This window comes from Prescottella subtropica (assembly GCF_005434945.1).
GTDB lineage: Bacteria > Actinomycetota > Actinomycetes > Mycobacteriales > Mycobacteriaceae > Prescottella > Prescottella subtropica.
Genome location: NZ_SKCH01000001.1, coordinates 93,143 through 109,489 on the forward strand (window position 1 = coordinate 93,143; position 16,347 = coordinate 109,489).

Here is a 16,347-nt window from a genome sequence, read left to right on the forward strand (position 1 = left end):
CTGTGCCGTACCGATAGAGACCCCCACGCCGAGTACAGCACTCTACCGGCTCGGCTTCGCCGGTCTTCCCGCACAGCCCCGCGGAACCGTCACGCCCGCGTTATGGTGCAGATCACCACGGCCGGCCGCGGGGGTCGACCCGGAGCGAAGGGGAGCAGCAGTGGATATTCAGGGAACCGCGGCACTGGTCACGGGGGCGGCGTCGGGACTCGGTGCCGCGACCGCGAAGCGTTTCGCCGATGCGGGTGCCACCGTGTTCGGGTTGGATCTGGCGCAGTCCATCGAGCGGGCCGGCGACAAGGTGCCCGCGGGGGTGACGTTCCTGCCCACCGATGTCACGAGCGAGTCCGAGGTGCAGGCGGCGATCGACACGATCGGCGGGTCGGGGGTGCCGCTGCGCACCGTCGTCAACTGTGCGGGTGTCGGCTGGGCGGGCCGGATCCTGTCGAAGAACGGGCCGCACGATCTGGAGTTGTTCCGCACCGTCATCACCGTCAACCTGCTGGGCACGTTCAACGTGATGCGGCTGGCCGCCGATGCGATGCAGCATCTTCCGACGGTGGACGATGCGGGCCAGCGTGGCGTCATCGTCAACACGGCGTCGGTGGCGGCGTTCGAGGGGCAGGTGGGGCAGATCGCGTACACCGCGTCCAAGGGCGGTGTGCACGCCATGACGATCACCGCGGCCCGCGATCTCGCGCAGGTCGGTATCCGTGTCAACACGATCGCCCCCGGCACCATCGACACCCCGATGCTCGCGGGCGTCACCGACGAGTACCGCAAGAACCTCGAGGCCGGGATCCCGTTCCCGTCACGCCTCGGCAAGCCGGACGAGTACGCCCAGCTGGCGCAGTTCCTCGTCGAGCACGACTACCTCAACGGCGAGACCATCCGCATGGACGGTGCCCTGCGCATGGCGCCGCGGTAGACACTCCGCTCGTCGATGCCCCGGCTCCCCGAGTCGGGGCGTCGTCGTCTGTGCGCCCCGGAACGCCCCGCCCTCCCGCGTTTTGCGCACTTGTCGCGACCCACACCCCCTGATCCCCCGCGCTAAGTGCGCGAAACGCGAGGAGCGCCACAGGATTCAGGCGATAAGTGCGCGAAACGCACCCCGAGCGTCGGGGGTCGGGGTGCGTTTCACGTGTTCAGATGTCGACTCGTCGAGTCGACGGAATCAGATGCCGAGCAGGCTGCCGAGCCCACCGAGCAGACCGGTAACCAGGCCGCCCAGGGTAACTCCGAGAGAACCGAGAAGCATGCGTATTCACCTCCCCAACAAACGTTTGACATGCAGGAACGGAAACACCATAACTTCCGGTTGGTTTACAACCCAAATTGCGAACTATGCCCGACTAGGGACGTAGGTCCCGAGCATGCGGGATCTCGTCGAGTGCACCGTCGCTCATCCACTCACGCAGCACCTTCGTCGCGTTGACGTCGTCCTCGTTGTACTCGAGCAGCCGCTGCCGCTGGGATACGTCGGGATCGCCGTCGTAGCCGACCGCCTCCCGGTACCAGCTCATCGACGCCTCGCCGCCGGCCTCGTCGTCGCGCCAGTGGAATCCGGCGATGGGTGCGATCTTCTTGAGTCCCTTGCCGTTCGGGCACACGAAGTTCTCCCCGACCGCCTGGTAGATGTCCACCCACTGCGGGCTGTCGATGAACTCGCGCACCTCGGCGACCGTCGGCACCCCCGCGGCACCGGCGAACCGGCGCGCCGACCCGAGCAGCCACTTGTCCTCCGCGGACCGCGAATAGCAGTAGGCGGCAAAGGTTTTCCCGGACGCTGCGGCAGCGGCGCGTTCGGTCATGAGCCATGTCCAGAACTCACCGAACGACCGGGCCTCGTCGCCGGTCGGCACCGGATCCCACGTCACGAACGGCCGGTAGGTCGACGTGCCGGCGACGTTGAGCAGCGTGCCCCACAGGTAGGCGCCGTGCTCCTGGTAGCTCTCCATGTCGACGTCCACCTCGACGTCGGCGCGGACGACGGTGACGGTGTCGTGGCGGCGCACCAGCGGGGTACCGGCGAGCCACGCCTGCGCGGTGACGACGGCGTCCGCGAAGGGGCCCTGCGGCCAGTCCTCGGGCGGGTCCCCCTCCCACGCGGCGAGCTGGTCGACGGTGGTCACCCCGTGCGCACGCAGCACGTCGGCGCGGGTGCCGGACGCCACCAACGACACGTCGTGCGCCTCCTCGAGTTCACCGTGGCACCGCGACCACCACGGGCAGGCGCGGCACTCCCCGATCTGCGACGGCACCGTCCCGAGGTCGCCGCGGGCGACGGCGATCCGGTCGGCGAAGCGTGCGTCGTACTCGTCGAGGACGGCCGTCAGATCGTGCACGAGGATGCAGTCGGCGCCGTAGCCGATCGCGCCGCCCACCTTGGACGGGCTCGCCTGGCCGTGCCGTTCGAGCATCCGGTACACGTGGGCGAGCCGGATCTGGTCACGCAGCTGGGCCCGCACCTTGCGGGTGGCGTCGAGCGCCGGTTCCCACGCGAACAGCCCGGACGTGGTCGCCCCGCTGCCCGGGTCGGTGACCTTGTGGTTGACGACGATGACGGGAATGTAGCCGCCGCGGTCGGCGTCGCGCAGCAGGATCTCGACGCGTCCGCGCCGTCCGGTGTCGCGTTCGTGCGGCAGCACCGCACCCCAGATCTTGTCGGCGCCGGCCCGGCACGCCGCGAGGGTGTCGCGGGCGCGCTGCGCGGCCGGTCCGTCGGGGGCGATCCGCACCCAGCCGTCGGGGTCGGCCTCCGTCAGCCGCACCCGCACCGACTCGCGTTGCGCGGCGGCCGCCTCCTGCCGTTGCTTGACGCCGGTGTTCTCCGGCGCGACGGCCAGCTGCTCGGGGAAGGCGGCATCGAGGTGGACCCGATGCCGGCACCGCGTCAGCGCACCCGGCTCGAGGAGTACGGGGGCAGGATCTCGGGGACCGTTCGGGGAACACACGATGTGCAAGATTATGTGCTCGCCTAGGGTTGAGCCGAAAGCGGCGATCGAAGCACCAGATGGAAGGGCCTTTCCGTGGGGTTGTTCAAGAAACGTAAGCGGCGCGCCACGCGCAAGGCCGAAGCGAAGGCGCTCAAGCACAAAGCCGCGCTCGAGGCCAAGCTCGGCGCCAAGAACGACCGCAGGAAGCATCGGACCGACGCGAAGGCGCAGAAGAAGGTCGACAAGGCGCAGATCGCGACGTTCGAGGCCCAGAAGAAGGCTGCCGACAAGGCTGCGCAGAAGGGTCTGACGGTGGCGCAGCTGCGCCGCTACCTCGGGGTGGCCCGGATGCTGGCGCCGGTCGTGGTGCCGATCGCGTACCGCGGTGCGACGGTGCTGCGCGCCCAGCTCGACGCCCAGCGGGCGCAGCGGATGGGGATCGCCGTCGACCAGCTCGGCGAGTACACCGGGCACGGCGCCAAGCTCAGCGCCCGGATCGCCGGCGCCGACAAGTCGGTCACCGAGATCGTCACTAAGCACCCGAACGACACCGAGACGCAGCAGTTCGCGACCGCGATCCGCGCCCGTCTGACGGACCTGGACACCGCGGTCCGGGCCGCCGAGCAGATGCCGCCGGCCCGCCGCAAGCAGGCGCATCACGCGATCGCGTCGGAACTCGACGGTGTCGAGGCCGACATCCTGGCCCGTCTCGGCGTCCGCTGACGCCCCTTCGCTCATGTCTGCCCGTCGCCCCGCCCCGACCGCCGCGCTCCGCGGTGGCGCGGTCGGGGCGACGGTCGCGTCGCTGGCCGTCGCCGCGCACGGTGTCGGCGGCGGTGGATGGCCCGACGCGACGGGGCTGACGCTGCTGCTGGCCGTCGCGGTCGCGGTCGGCGCGCTGACCGGTGGGGCGCCGGTGTTCGCGCGCAGCCGGTGGGCGCTGCTCGCGGCCCTCGCGGGTGGGCAGGCGGCCGGGCATCTCTCGTTGACGATCACGTCCGGCACCCACGCCCACGACGGTGTGCCCGCGACCGTGATGGTCGCCGCGCATGCCGTCGCCGCGCTGGTCTGCGCACTCCTGATCTCCACGGCGGAACGGCTGCACGGGCCGATCACCCGCGTCCTGCGGGCGGTGTTCGCACCGCCGACGCCCACTCCGCCGACGCCGTCACGGGTGCCGATCCCCTGGGATCCGCATCCGATCCGTCTTCCCGTGCTCGCATCCGGCTGGTCCCGGAGAGGTCCGCCGCAGGTCGCCTGACCTCGCGTTCCGGTACCTCCGCACAGGAAGACAACATGAAGAAAACGATTTCCCGCGTCCTGGCCACGGCAGGCGCGGCCGGTGGCGTCGTGCTGCTGGCCGCCGGTGTGGCGTCGGCGCACGTCTCGGTCGCCGCACCCGGCGCCGAGCAGGGCGGCTACTCCGTCCTCACCTTCCGCGTCCCCACCGAATCCGACACCGCCGGCACGACGGCGGTGACGGTGCAGTTGCCGAACCTGACGTCGGCGCGCACCGAGCCACTGCCGGGCTGGACGTCGACCGTCGTCAAGGACGAGACGTCGAAGACGGCGACCGCGGTGACGTGGACCGCGGACCCCGGCGTGAGCGTCGGCCCCGGCCAGTTCCAGCAGTTCGTGCTCTCCGCCGGGCCGCTGCCCGAACGCGAGCAGGTGGAGTTCCCCGCCACCCAGACGTACAGCGACGGCACCGTCGTGCAGTGGAATCAGCAGCCCGGACCGGACGGCAGCGAACCGGACAAGCCGGCCCCGTCGCTGGCCCTCGCCGCCGAGAGCACGACCACGGACGCAGCCACCGCAACTTCCGTGTCCACCGACACCACTGCCCGCTGGCTCGGCGGCATCGGCCTGGTGCTCGGCGCACTGGGCGCCGCACTGGGCCTGGGCGCGACGATGAGGAGCCGACGCTCATGACCCGACACACTCTCACCGGCCTGCGGGTCGTCGTGATCGGTTTCGTCGCGATGCTCGCCACGATGCTCGGGGTGGGGACGGCGGCCGCGCATTCCGCGGTGATCGGCAGCACCCCCGAGAACGGCGCCGAGATCGCGTCCGCCCCCGACCGGGTGAGCCTGCAGTTCAACGAGGCCCTGCAGGAGAAGTTCGCGTCGCTGACCGTCGTCGGACCGGACGGCAACCTGTGGGCCAAGGGTGAGCCGACGGTCGCGGGCGATGCGATCAGCGTGCCGCTCGAGGGTCTCGGCCCGGTCGGCGAGTACACGATCGCGTTCCGCGTCACGTCCGCCGACGGTCATCCCGTCAGCGGCACCCGCACGTTCACGCTCACGCAGGAGGGCACCGGCACGCCGGGCCCGAAGGCGGGCGGCCAGTCCTCGGACAGCGAATCCGGCGAGTCTGGCAGCAACCTGCTGATCTGGGTGTTCGTCGGTGTCGGTGTCGTGGTGTTCGCGGGCGGACTGTGGTTCGCGCTGCGCAAGCCGCGCAGCTGACTGCTCGGACGTCACGGGTGAGGACGGTGGGCATCGGCCGCGGATGGCTGGTGTCCGCCGTCCTCACTGCCTTTCTCGGGGTCGGTGTCGCCTGGCTGCTGGCCGATCCGTCGCCCGTGGCCTCCGTGCGGGTGCTCGCACTGGGGTGCGGTGCGACGGTGTTCGGGTCGGCCGGCTGGTTGTGGCTGCTGCGCGACGAACGACGGCCCGCCCTCGACGCCGGGACGGTATGGCGGACGACGGCGGCCGTCGCCGGGGCGTGGACGGTCACCGAGATCGTGCTGGTGGTGGTCGAGGCCGCCGAGATCGCGGGACGGCCGGTGGTCGCGGTGCCGCCGGGCACGGTCGTCGACTTCGTGCGGATCGTCGACACCGGACGGATCGGAGCGGCCACGATCGTGTGCACGACACTGGTGACCGGACTGGCGGTGGTGGCGTTCCGACGCGCACTGCCCTGGCCGGCCGGCCCGGTGCTGGCGGTGTCGGGGCTGGCACTGATCGCCCGCCCGGTCAGCGGGCACATGTCGCAGCAAGTGCTGGGATCTCTGCTGGACGCCGTCCACGTACTGGCGGCGGCCACCTGGTTCGGGATGCTGACCGCGCTCGCCCTGACCGCCCGGGGGCGCGGTGCGTGGGCGGCACTGTTGCCCCGCTATTCGACGGTCGCGTGGCGGTGCGTCGCGGTGCTCGCCGCGACCGGTGTCGTCAACGCCGCGGTCCGGCTCGGCGGCATCACACCCCTGATCGCCACCGGCTACGGGCGGGTGGTGCTCGCCAAGATCGCGGCACTCGCGGTCCTGCTCACGGCCGCTTGGTGGCTGCGCCGCACCTGGGTCGTCCCCGCGGCCGCACACCGGATGAGCGCAGACGCGTCCCTGCGCCGAGCGGTCGGCGAGGTCGCCGCCATGGCCGTCGCATTCGGACTCGCGGCGGGACTCGCGACGACGGGGTGAGGGGCTGCGGAGACCTTACACGCATCCCCACTACCTGCAAATACAAGCTAAAATACTAATTGATGTTTATGCTTGTATCCCTAGACGAGGGAGGCGTGAGCCGACTATGCACGAATCTTCTCCGGTTCTGTCGGCGGCGTTGACACTGCTTCGTCGCGTCGGTGTTCATGTCATCTCCGGGTCACTGAGCAAGCTGGAGTTAGCGACCCCCGATGGCCGGCATGCGACGGCCCTGGTCCTGGCACGGAGCCAGCCACCGACACCTCATCTGCTCACTGCGATGCTCAGCAAGCACCCGGAATCCCGAGTTCTCGTCGCGACTTCTCGGCTCACCCCGTACCTACACGATCTCGCCGTCGACGGGACCGTCGACATAGCCGTGATCGACGACGAGGTCGTGTTCCTCTCCGGTATCGCGTACCGTGCCCCGAACGCCGTCGGCAATATCCCTACCCCGAAGCAGCACCAGGCTCGCGGCCGTAGACCTTGGACGCGCTGGGCCGTCGAACGCCTGCTTCTGCTGTCCGAGCGGGCACTACCTCAGAAAGACATCGCCACCCGCCTCGGCGTCACGCAGCAGGCCGTGTCACTGGTACTGCAACGCAGCAGACACATACGCAAGACACCAGACGGATGGGTCGGTGATCCACGATCGGAACTACTCGACGGTTATCTGGCTGAGTATCCGGGGCCCGAAGGCGCCTCGACGTACTGGTACGAACTCGACCCGATCGCTCTTCAATCCACCACCGCATCCGAGTTCTGCGCCCGAACAGGGGTGGCGACACTACAAAGCGGTGACGTGGCCGCCGACGTATACGCGCCGTGGAGACTGCCCACACGGGCCGTCATCTACACCCGAACCTTCGTCGACCTCGCTCCGGCAGGATTCACTCCGGCAACCGAAGACTCGCACACCCTCGAGATCACGGTGCCCGCCGACACGACGCTCTGGCAGACGTCGACCCTCGTCGATATCGACGACAGGCCTACTGCCGTCGTCGATCCAGTCATCGCGCTGCACGACGTCGCACGCAGCACTGGCACCGACGTGGGTGAAGCAGTCGAGCATCTACGTACCGCAATCGAGGAGCGCACCTACCGTGCCTGAGGTTCACATCATCGCAGCATCGAACGCCGCCGACCTCGGCCTGCGGGCTCTAGCCGATCTTGCGACCGCAGTCGACGGTAACGATTACCGGATCGTCGGTGGCCACATGGTGCACATCCTCGGGCACATTTATCCCACGACCGAAGCCCTCGCCCGTGTCACTGTCGATGCCGATGACGGAATGGATGTCGCGGTCGCTGCCGGGCCCGGTCTGCACCGCCGACTCCTCGAGCGAGGCTATCGACAAGTCCACGGCAACCACTATCAGGCTCCGTCCGGATACGACACGCCCCTCGCTGTGGATCTCCTCGTGCCCAGTACCAGCGGTCGGCGCTGGGAGATGGTCGTGCACAACGGTCGCGGATTCGATGCTGTCCCCGGACTGCAATTGGCACTGAACTCCGCACCTTTGGACGTCACGGTCCACGCACACCTGACCACCGGGGAGATACAGGTCTTCGGCGTATCCGTTCCCGATGTCGAATCGGCTGTCGTTCTCAAAGCGCTCGCCTGGCGCAGTCGTCTCGCCGCAAAAGACATCGCCGACCTGTGTTCGTTGATGGCCATCGTGTTCGAGCACCGGGACACCATCACCGGATGGCGATTGGACACTGTCCGCAAGGGTTCACGAGGCGATGCCGCTCGCGCCCTCTACGAGCTGGTAGCGATGATCGACAGACTTCATCCGATAGACGGTACGACCATTGCGCCGGCCCGTCTGGCTGCCCTCATCCGTCGCCATGTCGCCGACCCGGACCACTGAGTATATTCGAAAAGACTTGGTACACAGACCGACTTCCCTATCCTCGACTTTCATGGACTCGACGAACTGGTGGTTCCAGGTCAGGCATGCGCTCGACACCCGCGGCCCGTTCCCTCGTCGCGGGCGTCCGCTGCGCGAGGCCGTGTCGGGCAGGCGAGTCCTGATCACGGGGGCGTCGTCGGGGATCGGGCGGGCCGCGGCGATCGAGCTGGGGGCAGCCGGGGCCACGGTGCTGCTCGTCGCCCGCCGCGAACCCGAGTTGCGTGCGGTCGCCGAGGAGATCACGGCGTCCGGCGGATCGGCGTTCGCGTACCCGTGCGACCTGAACGACGCGGACGCGTCGGACACGATGACCCGACGGGTCCAAGACGAACACGGCGGCGTCGACGTCCTCGTCAACAATGCGGGCCGCTCCATCCGCCGCACCCTCGACCGGTCCTACGACCGCACCCACGACTTCGAACGCACCATGACCCTCAACTATGTTGCGGCCGTGCGACTCATGCTCGCGGTGCTGCCGGGGATGCGGGAACGCCGCGACGGCCGAGTGGTCAACGTGCTGTCCGCGGCCAACCTGTTCGGCGGCCCCGGCTACGCCGCCTACGTGGCGTCGAAGGCCGCACTCGACGAGGTGTGCACGTCGTTCCAAGCCGAAACCCTCGGCGAGAACGTCACATTCACGTCGGTGTACATGCCGCTGGTGAGGACCGCGATGATCGCCCCCAACGAGGCGTACCGCGCCGCGGCCGCCCTCACCGCCGAGCAGGGCGGGCACGTGCTGTGCGACGCGATCGCCCGCCGCCCACGCCGTGTCGGCCCGCTCGCCGGGCGACTCACCCGCGTCCTCGACGCCGTCGCCGTCGACCGGGCCGACGTGCGGCGGCACCGCCTGTTCACGTCCGGGATCTGACGCCCGCCACCACAATCCCACTCACCACCGCGGCATGAGTTCGTCCTGCCGGTCGGCGACCATTTCCCGGATCGCCTGCAGGACGGTCGCGGCGGCGGGCCGGCGCAGACGCCGCGGGCCGAGGCAGGCACTGAACTCGAGGGTGACGTTCACGTCCGACGGCAGCACCCGCCGCAGCGTCGGCTCGCGTTCGGCGACGAACGCGGGCAACAGACCGATTCCGGCCCCGGCGAGCGTGGCCGCGGTCTGCGCCTGCACACTGGTCGATCCGAACGTCACCCGATGGCTGCCGGTAAGCCGAGTGAGGACATCCAGATCCTCGACCCGCAGCAGGCTTTCGATGTAGTAGACGAGGGAATGCTCGGCCAGTTCGTCGATCGTGGTGGGCAGACCGCGCTCGGCCCTGTACTCGTCGGACGCGTACAGGCCCATCCGGTAGTCGGTGAGCTTCTCCGCGCCGGGCCGTCCCGACACCGGCTCCCCCACCCCGATCTCGATGTCCGCGCCGGCACCGAACGCGCTGAGCCGGGTCTGCGTCACGATCTCCACCGTCAGATCCGAGTTGATGCGGTGCAGGTCGGCGAGCAGTGGCGCGACGAAACAGGATCCGAACGCCTCGGTGGTCGCGATCCGCACCAGCCCGGACAGTTGCCGCTCCCGTGGCGTCGTGCTCACCAGGTCCCGGACGTCGGTGAGGGCCGATTCGATCTGTTCGCACGACGCCAGCAGCCGATGCCCGAGGTCGGTGAGCTCGCAGCCCTGCACGCCGCGCACCAGGACCGGCGCGTGCAGTTCCGCCTCGAGCGCCGACATCCGCCGGGACACCGTCGCGTGGTTGAGGCCGAGGGCGGACGCGGCCCCGACCAGCGACCCGCAGCGGGCGATCTCCAGCAGCACCACCAGGTCGTCGGCGCGCACGCCCACTCCCCTTCCTGTGCAGTTCTGCACAACTCATGTACCGAAACAGGGCTTTTCCCAAACTGTAATCCAGGTCACTCTTGCCGTCATGGCCGCGGCAGATCCACAGCTCGGCACCGGACGGAAGGGCACCAGCATGAAGGTCGGTTGGATCGGTCTGGGCAACATGGGGTTGCCGATGGCCGCAAATCTGCACAGCGCAGGTCGCACCGCAGGTTTCACGGTCGTCGGGTTCGATCTCTCCCCCGACGCACGGGAAGCCGCATCCGCACAGGGTGTTCCGACCGCCGAGTCCGTGGCCGACGCCGCGACCGGCGCCGACGTGCTGTTCACGATGCTGCCCAAGGGCGAGCACGTGCGGTCGGTGCTGCTCGACGCCGGTGCGCTCGCCGTCGCCGCTCCGGGCGCACTGGTGGTCGACTGTTCCACGATCGGCACCGCCGACGCGGTCGCACTGTCGACGGCCGTCACCGGGGCGGGCCGACGCTTCCTCGACGCCCCGGTCTCCGGCGGCACCGCGGGCGCGCAGAACGCGACGCTGACGTTCATGGTCGGCGGCGCCGACGCCGACCTCGGCGCGGTCTGTCCGCTGCTGGACGCGATGGGGGCGCGCATCTTCCACGCCGGCGACACCGGCGCCGGGCAGAGCGCCAAGATGCTCAACAACATGATGCTCGCGATGAACATGCAGAGCACGTGCGAGGCGGCGGTGCTCGCGGAGCGTCTGGGAGTTGCGCCGAAGACCGTCATCGACATCGCGGGCGTGTCCACCGGCGACAGTTGGGCGCTGCGCCAGTACTACCCGGTCGGGGGCGCCGTCGAGTCGGCGCCGTCGAGTCGCGATTTCACCGGAGGGTTCGCCGTCACGTTGATGCGCAAGGATCTCGGTCTCGCCCTCGACGCGGCCACCGCGCACGGTGTCGACGCGGCCGCCACCGCGGAGGTGGCCCGCCGTCTGGACGTGCTGGCCGACAGCGGCTTCGGCGGCCTCGACTTCTCGGCGCTGATCCGTCTCGTCGACGGCACGGTAGGCGGGGACGCCCGATGACCGCGCAGCTGGTCGACCCGGCACCCAGCCCGGATCGAAAGACCGGGACTCCGGCCGGATTCCGTCGCATCGTCGCCGCGTCGATGGCCGGCACGGTCGCCGAGTGGTACGAGTTCTTCCTCTACGGCATGGCCGCCGCCCTCGTCTTCGGGGACGTGTTCTTCCACTCCACCGGCAATCCCCTCGACGGCGTGATCGCCGCCCTGCTGACATATGCGATCGGCTTCGTGGCCCGCCCGATCGGCGGCATCATATTCGGGCACTTCGGGGACAAGTTCGGCCGCAAGAAGCTGCTGCAGGTGTCGCTGCTGATGATCGGCGTGTCGACGTTCCTCATCGGCGCCATCCCGAGCTTCGCCACGATCGGGTACGCGGCCCCGATCATCCTGGTGCTGCTGCGCTTCCTGCAGGGCATCGCGATCGGCGGCGAATGGGGCGGCGCGGTGCTGCTGGTCGCCGAGCAGAGCCCCGACGACAAGCGCGGATTCTGGGCGAGCTTCCCGCAGGTGGGGGCGCCCCTCGGCAACGTCCTGGCCACGATCGTGCTGCTGGTGCTGTCCTTCGCGCTGCCCGAGGCCGCGTTCCTGTCGTGGGGGTGGCGGCTGGCGTTCTTCTTCTCCGCGTTCATCGTGCTGATCGGCTGGTTCATCCGCACCAAGGTCGAGGACTCGCCGATCTTCGCAGAGGCGAAACAGGAACAGCCGCAGGCGGAGAGCACGTGGCAAGCCGTCCGGCGCGTGTTCCGGGCACGGCCCCGCGAGGTGCTGACCGCGATGGGCGCCCGCGTCATCGAGAACATCCTCTACTACATGGTGGTCACGTTCTCGCTGACGTACCTGAAGGTGCAGTTGGGCATCGACACGTCGACGATCCTGCTGCTCATGCTGATCTCGCACATCGTGCACGCCGGCATGATCCTGGTGTTCGGGTGGATGTCCGACAAGGTCGGCCGTCGCCCCGTCTACCTCGTCGGCGCGGCCCTGGCCACCGTCTACTGCTTCGTGGCGTTCCCGTTGATGGACAGTCGCTCCGACGCTCTGATCCTGTGCGCCATCACGATCGGCCTGATCATCCACGCGATCATGTACGCGCCGCAGCCGGCACTGCTGTCCGAGATGTTCCCGACGCACATACGTTACATCGGCGTCTCCCTCGGCGCGCAGGTCACCGCGATCTTCGCCGGGTCGCTGGCCCCGGTGATCGCCACGATGCTGCTGCGCGCCTTCGATTCCTGGGTGCCGATCGCGATCTACGTCGCGGTCGCCGGACTGATCTCGATCGTCGCCGTCCTGTTCATGCGGGAGACGAAGGGCCTGTCGCTGTCGACCCTCGACGACGAGCACCGCGCCCGTTTCGGCACCTCCCTGTGACAACAGACCTCCGATTTCCCTTCTCGTACTGAAAGGTTCACTCATGCGCACGATTTCCCACTGGATCGACGGAGCTGCAGTCACCGGCCGCGACACGATCGACGTCCTCGACCCCGCAACCGACCGTCCGGTCGCCACCGTGCCGATGGCCGACGCCGCCACCGTCGACGCCGCGGTCGCCGCCGCTCGTGCCGCGTTCGACGGGTGGTCGGCGACGTCGCTGTCCAAGCGCGCCCAGGTGCTCTACCGTTTCCGGGAGCTGCTGCTGGCCAACCGGTCCGAGCTCGCCGCCCTCATCACCGAGGAGCACGGCAAGACCCTCGACGATGCCGTCGGGGAGATCTCCCGGGCCGCGGACTCGGTGGAACTCGCCTGCGGCGGACCGGCACTCGCACACGGCAGCACGTCACTGCAGACCGGGCCGAACATCGACACCAAGTCGGTCCTGCATCCGCTCGGCGTCTGCGTCGGCATCACCCCGTTCAACTTCCCCGCCATGATGGGCATGATGATGGTCTCCGTCGCGCTGGCGTCGGGCAACACGTTCGTATGGAAGCCCAGCGAACAGGATCCGAGCGTGTGCGTGCGGATCGCCGAACTCTTCCAGGAAGCCGGGCTGCCCGACGGCGTCCTCAACGTGCTCCACGGCCGCCAGGACTGCGCCGCACAGCTGATCGACTCCCCGGACACCGAGGCCGTCGCGTTCGTCGGCTCCAGCGCCGTCGCACATGCCGTCTACTCGCGGGCCGCCGCGGCCGGCAAGCGGGTGCAGGCGTTCGGCGGCGCCAAGAACCACATGATCGTCATGCCGGACGCCGACCTGGACGTCGTCGCCGACCAGCTCACGTCGTCGTGCTTCGGTGCGGCCGGTCAGCGCTGCATGGCGATCTCGGTGGCGGTCGTCGTCGGCGACGATGCCGAGCCGCTGCTCGGGAAGCTGAAGGCACGCGCCGAGCAGGTGCAGCTCGGCGCCGGGTCGACACCGGGCACCGAGGTGGGCCCCGTGGTCAACCGACAGTCGCAGGAACGCATCCGCGCCACCGTCAAGGAGGCGATCGCGGCCGGTGCCCGCGCCGTCGTCGACCGCAGCACCGAGGACGTCCCAGGCTTCGAGAGCGGCTACTTCGTCGGCCCGACGATCCTCGCCGACGTCGACACCGACTCCCCCGCCTACCGGGAGGAACTGTTCGGCCCGATCCTGGTGGTGCTGCGTGTCGACACCCTCGACGACGGCATCGAACTGATCCGCAACCACCGCTACGGCAACGGTGCGTCGATCTTCACGCGGGACGGGGCCGCTGCCAACGAGTTCGAGCGCCGCGCCTCGGCCGGCATGATCGGCGTCAACGTCGCGATCCCGGTCCCGGTGGCTGCGTACGCGGTGCAGGGATGGAAGGACTCCGCGTTCGGCGACACCGGCCTGAACAACGCGTCGTGGAGCTTCTACACCCGCCCCAAGTACGTCACGTCGCGCTGGGACAGCGTCACCGGAACGGACTTCGGTTTCCGTCCGAACTGACGATCCGACCGACATCCTGACGAACGACCGTTCGGGCGGGCGGCACCGATTCCGGTGCCGCCCGCCCGGCCCTGTACGCCGACCGTTTCCGGGCCTAGCCTCGAAGTACACAGATGTCGCACTTGGCCGAGGAGATGATCCGTCATGTCGACTTCATCAGGCATGTCCGTTACACCGGACCGGTCCCTGGAAACCCACCCCGACATCGCCGAACTGCGGGCCCGCTACGACGAGTTCGGGGAGGGCCCGGTGCCGCAGCTCGCCGAGGGGCTGATGGTGCTGGCCGGGCTGTACGCGGCGGCGTCGCCGTGGATCGTCGGGTTCGCCGGGCAGACCGCACTGGCAATGTGCAACGTGTTCGCGGGGCTCGCAATCAGCCTGCTCGCCGTCGGACACGCCACCACGTACGGCCGCACCCACGGCATCGCGTTCGTCGCCCCGCTGCTGGGGATCTGGCTGATCGCGTCGCCGTGGCTGGTCGCCGGGGTCACCACCACCGGCTCGGTGCTCTGGTCGAACATCGCGGTCGGCATCGTCGCGCTCGTGCTCGGCGCGGGCACGATGGGACTCGGCATGGCCCGCTGGGAGGAGAGCCGGCACAGGCGGCATCCGTCGTACTGACGCCGCCCATGTCGGTGCCCGTCAGCGCCCCGGCAGCAACTTCATCGCCTTGATGAACGGCGGCATCAGCGTGGCCCACACCTTGGCCGGAAGCCACCGCGGCCCACCGAGATTGACGACGCGGGTGGTGGCGACGGTCTGTGCCTCGGTGTACTTGAGCAGGCCCTCGGCGCCGTGCCGCCGGCCCACCCCGGAGACGCCCATGCCGCCCATCGGTGCGGCGGTGCTGCCCCACGTCGGACCGTAGCCCTCGTCGACGTTGACGGTGCCCGCCAGGATGCGGGCCGCGATGGCCTCGCCGTCGGCGTGGCCGGCGGCCCACACGCTCGCGTTGAGTCCGTACTCCGTGTCGTTGGCGCGGGCGATCGCCTCTTCGACGTCGGCGACCGGGTAGATCGACACGAGCGGGCCGAACGTCTCGTCGGCGTAGCACTCCATGTCCGCGGTGACGCCGGTCAGAACCGTCGGTTCGAAGAACAGCGGCCCGAGGTCGGGGCGGGCGCTGCCGCCGGCGACGACGGTGGCACCCTTGGCGACCGCGTCGGCGACATGCCCGGACACCGTCTTGACCTGCGCTTCGGAGACGAGGGAACCCATCTCGATCCCGAACTCGTAGCCGGGGGCGACGGTCATGTTCTGCACCCGCTCCCCGAACTGGCGGATGAACTCGGGGGCGATCTCCTCCTCGACGTAGATCCGTTCGACGGAGATGCACAGCTGTCCCGAGTTCGAGAAGCACGCACGTACCGCGGCGTCGGTGACCTTCCGCAGGTCCGCACCCTTCGTGACGATCATCGGGTTCTTGCCGCCCAGTTCCGCGGAGAACCCGATCAGCCGGCGTCCGGCCTGCTCGGCGAGGAGCCGTCCGGTGGCGGTGGACCCGGTGAACATCAGGTAGTCGGTGTTCTCCACGAGCGCGGTGCCCACCACCGAGCCGGGACCCGGCACGACCGCGAACAGTGCCCGCGGCAGCCCCGCCTGGTACAGCAGTTCGGCGCACGCGAGCGCACAGTACGGCGTCTGGCTGTCCGGTTTGATGACGACGGCGTTGCCGGCGAGCAGGGCGGCGATGGCGTCGGACACCGCGAGCGTCATGGGGTAGTTCCACGGCGAGATGACACCGACGACACCCTTCGGGTGGTGCCGGACGACGGTCTTCGTCAGGCCCGGCAGCATCCCCTGGACCCGGCTGGGACGCAGCAGCTTCGGCGCCAGCCGCGCGTAGTAGCGGGACGTCATCGCGATGTCGAGGACCTCCTCCTGCGCCGACGCCCGCGACTTGCCGGTCTCGGCCTGCGCCATGTCCATCAGCGCGTCCTTGTGCTCGAGGACGAGATCGCGGTAGCGGAGGAACACCTCGGCCCGCTCGGCCGGGGTGCGCTGCGCCCACGCCTGCTGCGCCGTCCGCGCCCGCTCGATCGCGGCGAGCGCGTCGGCCGCCGTGCCGACGGGAACGGTGGCGAGTTCGCGTCCGGTGAACGCCTCGACGACCGGGCGCGTCGGCCGGTCCGCGGCATCCGGGATGGCGATGAGAGCGGCGAGTCGGGCGAAAGTCGCCGCGGACGGTGCAGACATGATCGGGCCCCTACTGGTGAGTAGATTTCGAAGTGTCCCCAACCTACCCGGTCCGTGGCCGCCGTCACAGGTAACCCGGGAGCGAGACCCGGCCGTCAAAATTCCGTCAGGACCACGGGCATACGGTTGCCCACCGTTGAACGGACGAGCAATGC

The 16,347-nt window shown here is 69.3% G+C and carries 16 protein-coding genes; 13 read left to right on the plus strand and 3 right to left on the minus strand.

The window, feature by feature from the left end; genetic code table 11:
- Positions 1-160 precede the first annotated feature (160 nt).
- Positions 161-928: an SDR family NAD(P)-dependent oxidoreductase gene (locus E0497_RS00365; RefSeq protein WP_137722802.1), complete on the plus strand. Its 768-nt coding sequence runs from the start codon at positions 161-163 to the stop codon at positions 926-928.
- Between the two features lie 424 nt (positions 929-1,352).
- Here the strand turns inward: E0497_RS00365 and E0497_RS00370 are convergent, their stop codons facing one another.
- Positions 1,353-2,954 (minus strand): TM0106 family RecB-like putative nuclease, encoded by a 1,602-nt coding sequence (locus E0497_RS00370; protein WP_137722803.1) that lies wholly within the window; start codon positions 2,952-2,954, stop codon positions 1,353-1,355.
- Positions 2,955-3,029: 75 nt separating this feature from the next.
- On the opposite strand from E0497_RS00370, the gene E0497_RS00375 reads away from it, so the two are divergent.
- The 8 genes from E0497_RS00375 (at position 3,030) to E0497_RS00410 (ending at position 9,141) form a co-directional block, all read left to right on the plus strand.
- Positions 3,030-3,659 (plus strand): DUF6474 family protein, encoded by a 630-nt coding sequence (locus tag E0497_RS00375; protein WP_137722804.1) that lies wholly within the window; start codon positions 3,030-3,032, stop codon positions 3,657-3,659.
- 13 nt (positions 3,660-3,672) lie between these two features.
- Positions 3,673-4,197 (plus strand): hypothetical protein, encoded by a 525-nt coding sequence (locus E0497_RS00380; protein WP_137722805.1) that lies wholly within the window; start codon positions 3,673-3,675, stop codon positions 4,195-4,197.
- Positions 4,198-4,232: 35 nt separating this feature from the next.
- Positions 4,233-4,868, plus strand: coding sequence for a YcnI family copper-binding membrane protein (locus E0497_RS00385; protein ID WP_137722806.1), 636 nt, complete (start codon positions 4,233-4,235; stop codon positions 4,866-4,868).
- The gene (locus E0497_RS00390; RefSeq protein ID WP_137722807.1) at positions 4,865-5,404 is read left to right on the plus strand and encodes a copper resistance CopC family protein; all 540 of its coding nucleotides are present in this window, start codon (positions 4,865-4,867) and stop codon (positions 5,402-5,404) included. The genes E0497_RS00385 and E0497_RS00390 overlap by 4 nt, the downstream gene beginning before the upstream one ends.
- Positions 5,405-5,421: 17 nt before the next feature.
- Positions 5,422-6,357, plus strand: coding sequence for a copper resistance D family protein (locus E0497_RS00395; protein ID WP_137722808.1), 936 nt, complete (start codon positions 5,422-5,424; stop codon positions 6,355-6,357).
- A gap of 280 nt (positions 6,358-6,637) precedes the next feature.
- Complete coding sequence (locus E0497_RS00400; protein WP_137722809.1) at positions 6,638-7,468, plus strand: hypothetical protein; 831 nt, start codon at positions 6,638-6,640, stop codon at positions 7,466-7,468.
- Positions 7,461-8,231, plus strand: a complete 771-nt coding sequence (locus E0497_RS00405) for a hypothetical protein (RefSeq protein WP_137722810.1) — start codon at positions 7,461-7,463, stop codon at positions 8,229-8,231. The genes E0497_RS00400 and E0497_RS00405 overlap by 8 nt, the downstream gene beginning before the upstream one ends.
- Positions 8,232-8,283: 52 nt before the next feature.
- Entirely contained in the window at positions 8,284-9,141 is an 858-nt protein-coding gene (locus E0497_RS00410; RefSeq protein WP_137722811.1) for an SDR family NAD(P)-dependent oxidoreductase, read from the plus strand.
- Between the two features lie 21 nt (positions 9,142-9,162).
- Here the strand turns inward: E0497_RS00410 and E0497_RS00415 are convergent, their stop codons facing one another.
- Positions 9,163-10,059: a LysR family transcriptional regulator gene (locus E0497_RS00415; protein ID WP_137722812.1), complete on the minus strand. Its 897-nt coding sequence runs from the start codon at positions 10,057-10,059 to the stop codon at positions 9,163-9,165.
- Between the two features lie 88 nt (positions 10,060-10,147).
- On the opposite strand from E0497_RS00415, the gene mmsB reads away from it, so the two are divergent.
- The 4 genes from mmsB to E0497_RS00435 all read left to right on the plus strand — a co-directional run bounded on the left by mmsB (position 10,148) and on the right by E0497_RS00435 (position 14,617).
- The gene (gene mmsB, locus E0497_RS00420; protein ID WP_137722813.1) at positions 10,148-11,107 is read left to right on the plus strand and encodes a 3-hydroxyisobutyrate dehydrogenase; all 960 of its coding nucleotides are present in this window, start codon (positions 10,148-10,150) and stop codon (positions 11,105-11,107) included.
- Positions 11,104-12,477: an MFS transporter gene (locus tag E0497_RS00425; protein ID WP_137722814.1), complete on the plus strand. Its 1,374-nt coding sequence runs from the start codon at positions 11,104-11,106 to the stop codon at positions 12,475-12,477. The genes mmsB and E0497_RS00425 overlap by 4 nt, the downstream gene beginning before the upstream one ends.
- Before the next feature lie 43 nt (positions 12,478-12,520).
- Positions 12,521-13,996: a CoA-acylating methylmalonate-semialdehyde dehydrogenase gene (gene mmsA, locus E0497_RS00430; protein ID WP_137722815.1), complete on the plus strand. Its 1,476-nt coding sequence runs from the start codon at positions 12,521-12,523 to the stop codon at positions 13,994-13,996.
- Positions 13,997-14,158: 162 nt separating this feature from the next.
- The gene (locus tag E0497_RS00435; RefSeq protein ID WP_137723135.1) at positions 14,159-14,617 is read left to right on the plus strand and encodes an SPW repeat protein; all 459 of its coding nucleotides are present in this window, start codon (positions 14,159-14,161) and stop codon (positions 14,615-14,617) included.
- Between the two features lie 21 nt (positions 14,618-14,638).
- Here the strand turns inward: E0497_RS00435 and E0497_RS00440 are convergent, their stop codons facing one another.
- Positions 14,639-16,192 (minus strand): succinic semialdehyde dehydrogenase, encoded by a 1,554-nt coding sequence (locus tag E0497_RS00440; protein WP_137722816.1) that lies wholly within the window; start codon positions 16,190-16,192, stop codon positions 14,639-14,641.
- Between the last annotated feature and the right edge of the window lie 155 nt (positions 16,193-16,347).

Bases quoted from the DNA above. Each gene is read 5' to 3' on its own strand.
- E0497_RS00425 (WP_137722814.1), top strand. From the start codon at position 11,104: ATGACCGCGCAGCTGGTCGACCCGGCACCCAGCCCGGATCGAAAGACC.
- E0497_RS00385 (WP_137722806.1), top strand. From the start codon at position 4,233: ATGAAGAAAACGATTTCCCGCGTCCTGGCCACGGCAGGCGCGGCCGGT.
- mmsA (WP_137722815.1), top strand. From the start codon at position 12,521: ATGCGCACGATTTCCCACTGGATCGACGGAGCTGCAGTCACCGGCCGC.
- E0497_RS00410 (WP_137722811.1), top strand. From the start codon at position 8,284: ATGGACTCGACGAACTGGTGGTTCCAGGTCAGGCATGCGCTCGACACC.
- E0497_RS00400 (WP_137722809.1), top strand. From the start codon at position 6,638: ATGCTCAGCAAGCACCCGGAATCCCGAGTTCTCGTCGCGACTTCTCGG.
- E0497_RS00435 (WP_137723135.1), top strand. From the start codon at position 14,159: ATGTCCGTTACACCGGACCGGTCCCTGGAAACCCACCCCGACATCGCC.
- mmsB (WP_137722813.1), top strand. From the start codon at position 10,148: ATGGCCGCGGCAGATCCACAGCTCGGCACCGGACGGAAGGGCACCAGC.
- E0497_RS00440 (WP_137722816.1), bottom strand. From the start codon at position 16,192: ATGTCTGCACCGTCCGCGGCGACTTTCGCCCGACTCGCCGCTCTCATC.
- E0497_RS00380 (WP_137722805.1), top strand. From the start codon at position 3,673: ATGTCTGCCCGTCGCCCCGCCCCGACCGCCGCGCTCCGCGGTGGCGCG.
- E0497_RS00390 (WP_137722807.1), top strand. From the start codon at position 4,865: ATGACCCGACACACTCTCACCGGCCTGCGGGTCGTCGTGATCGGTTTC.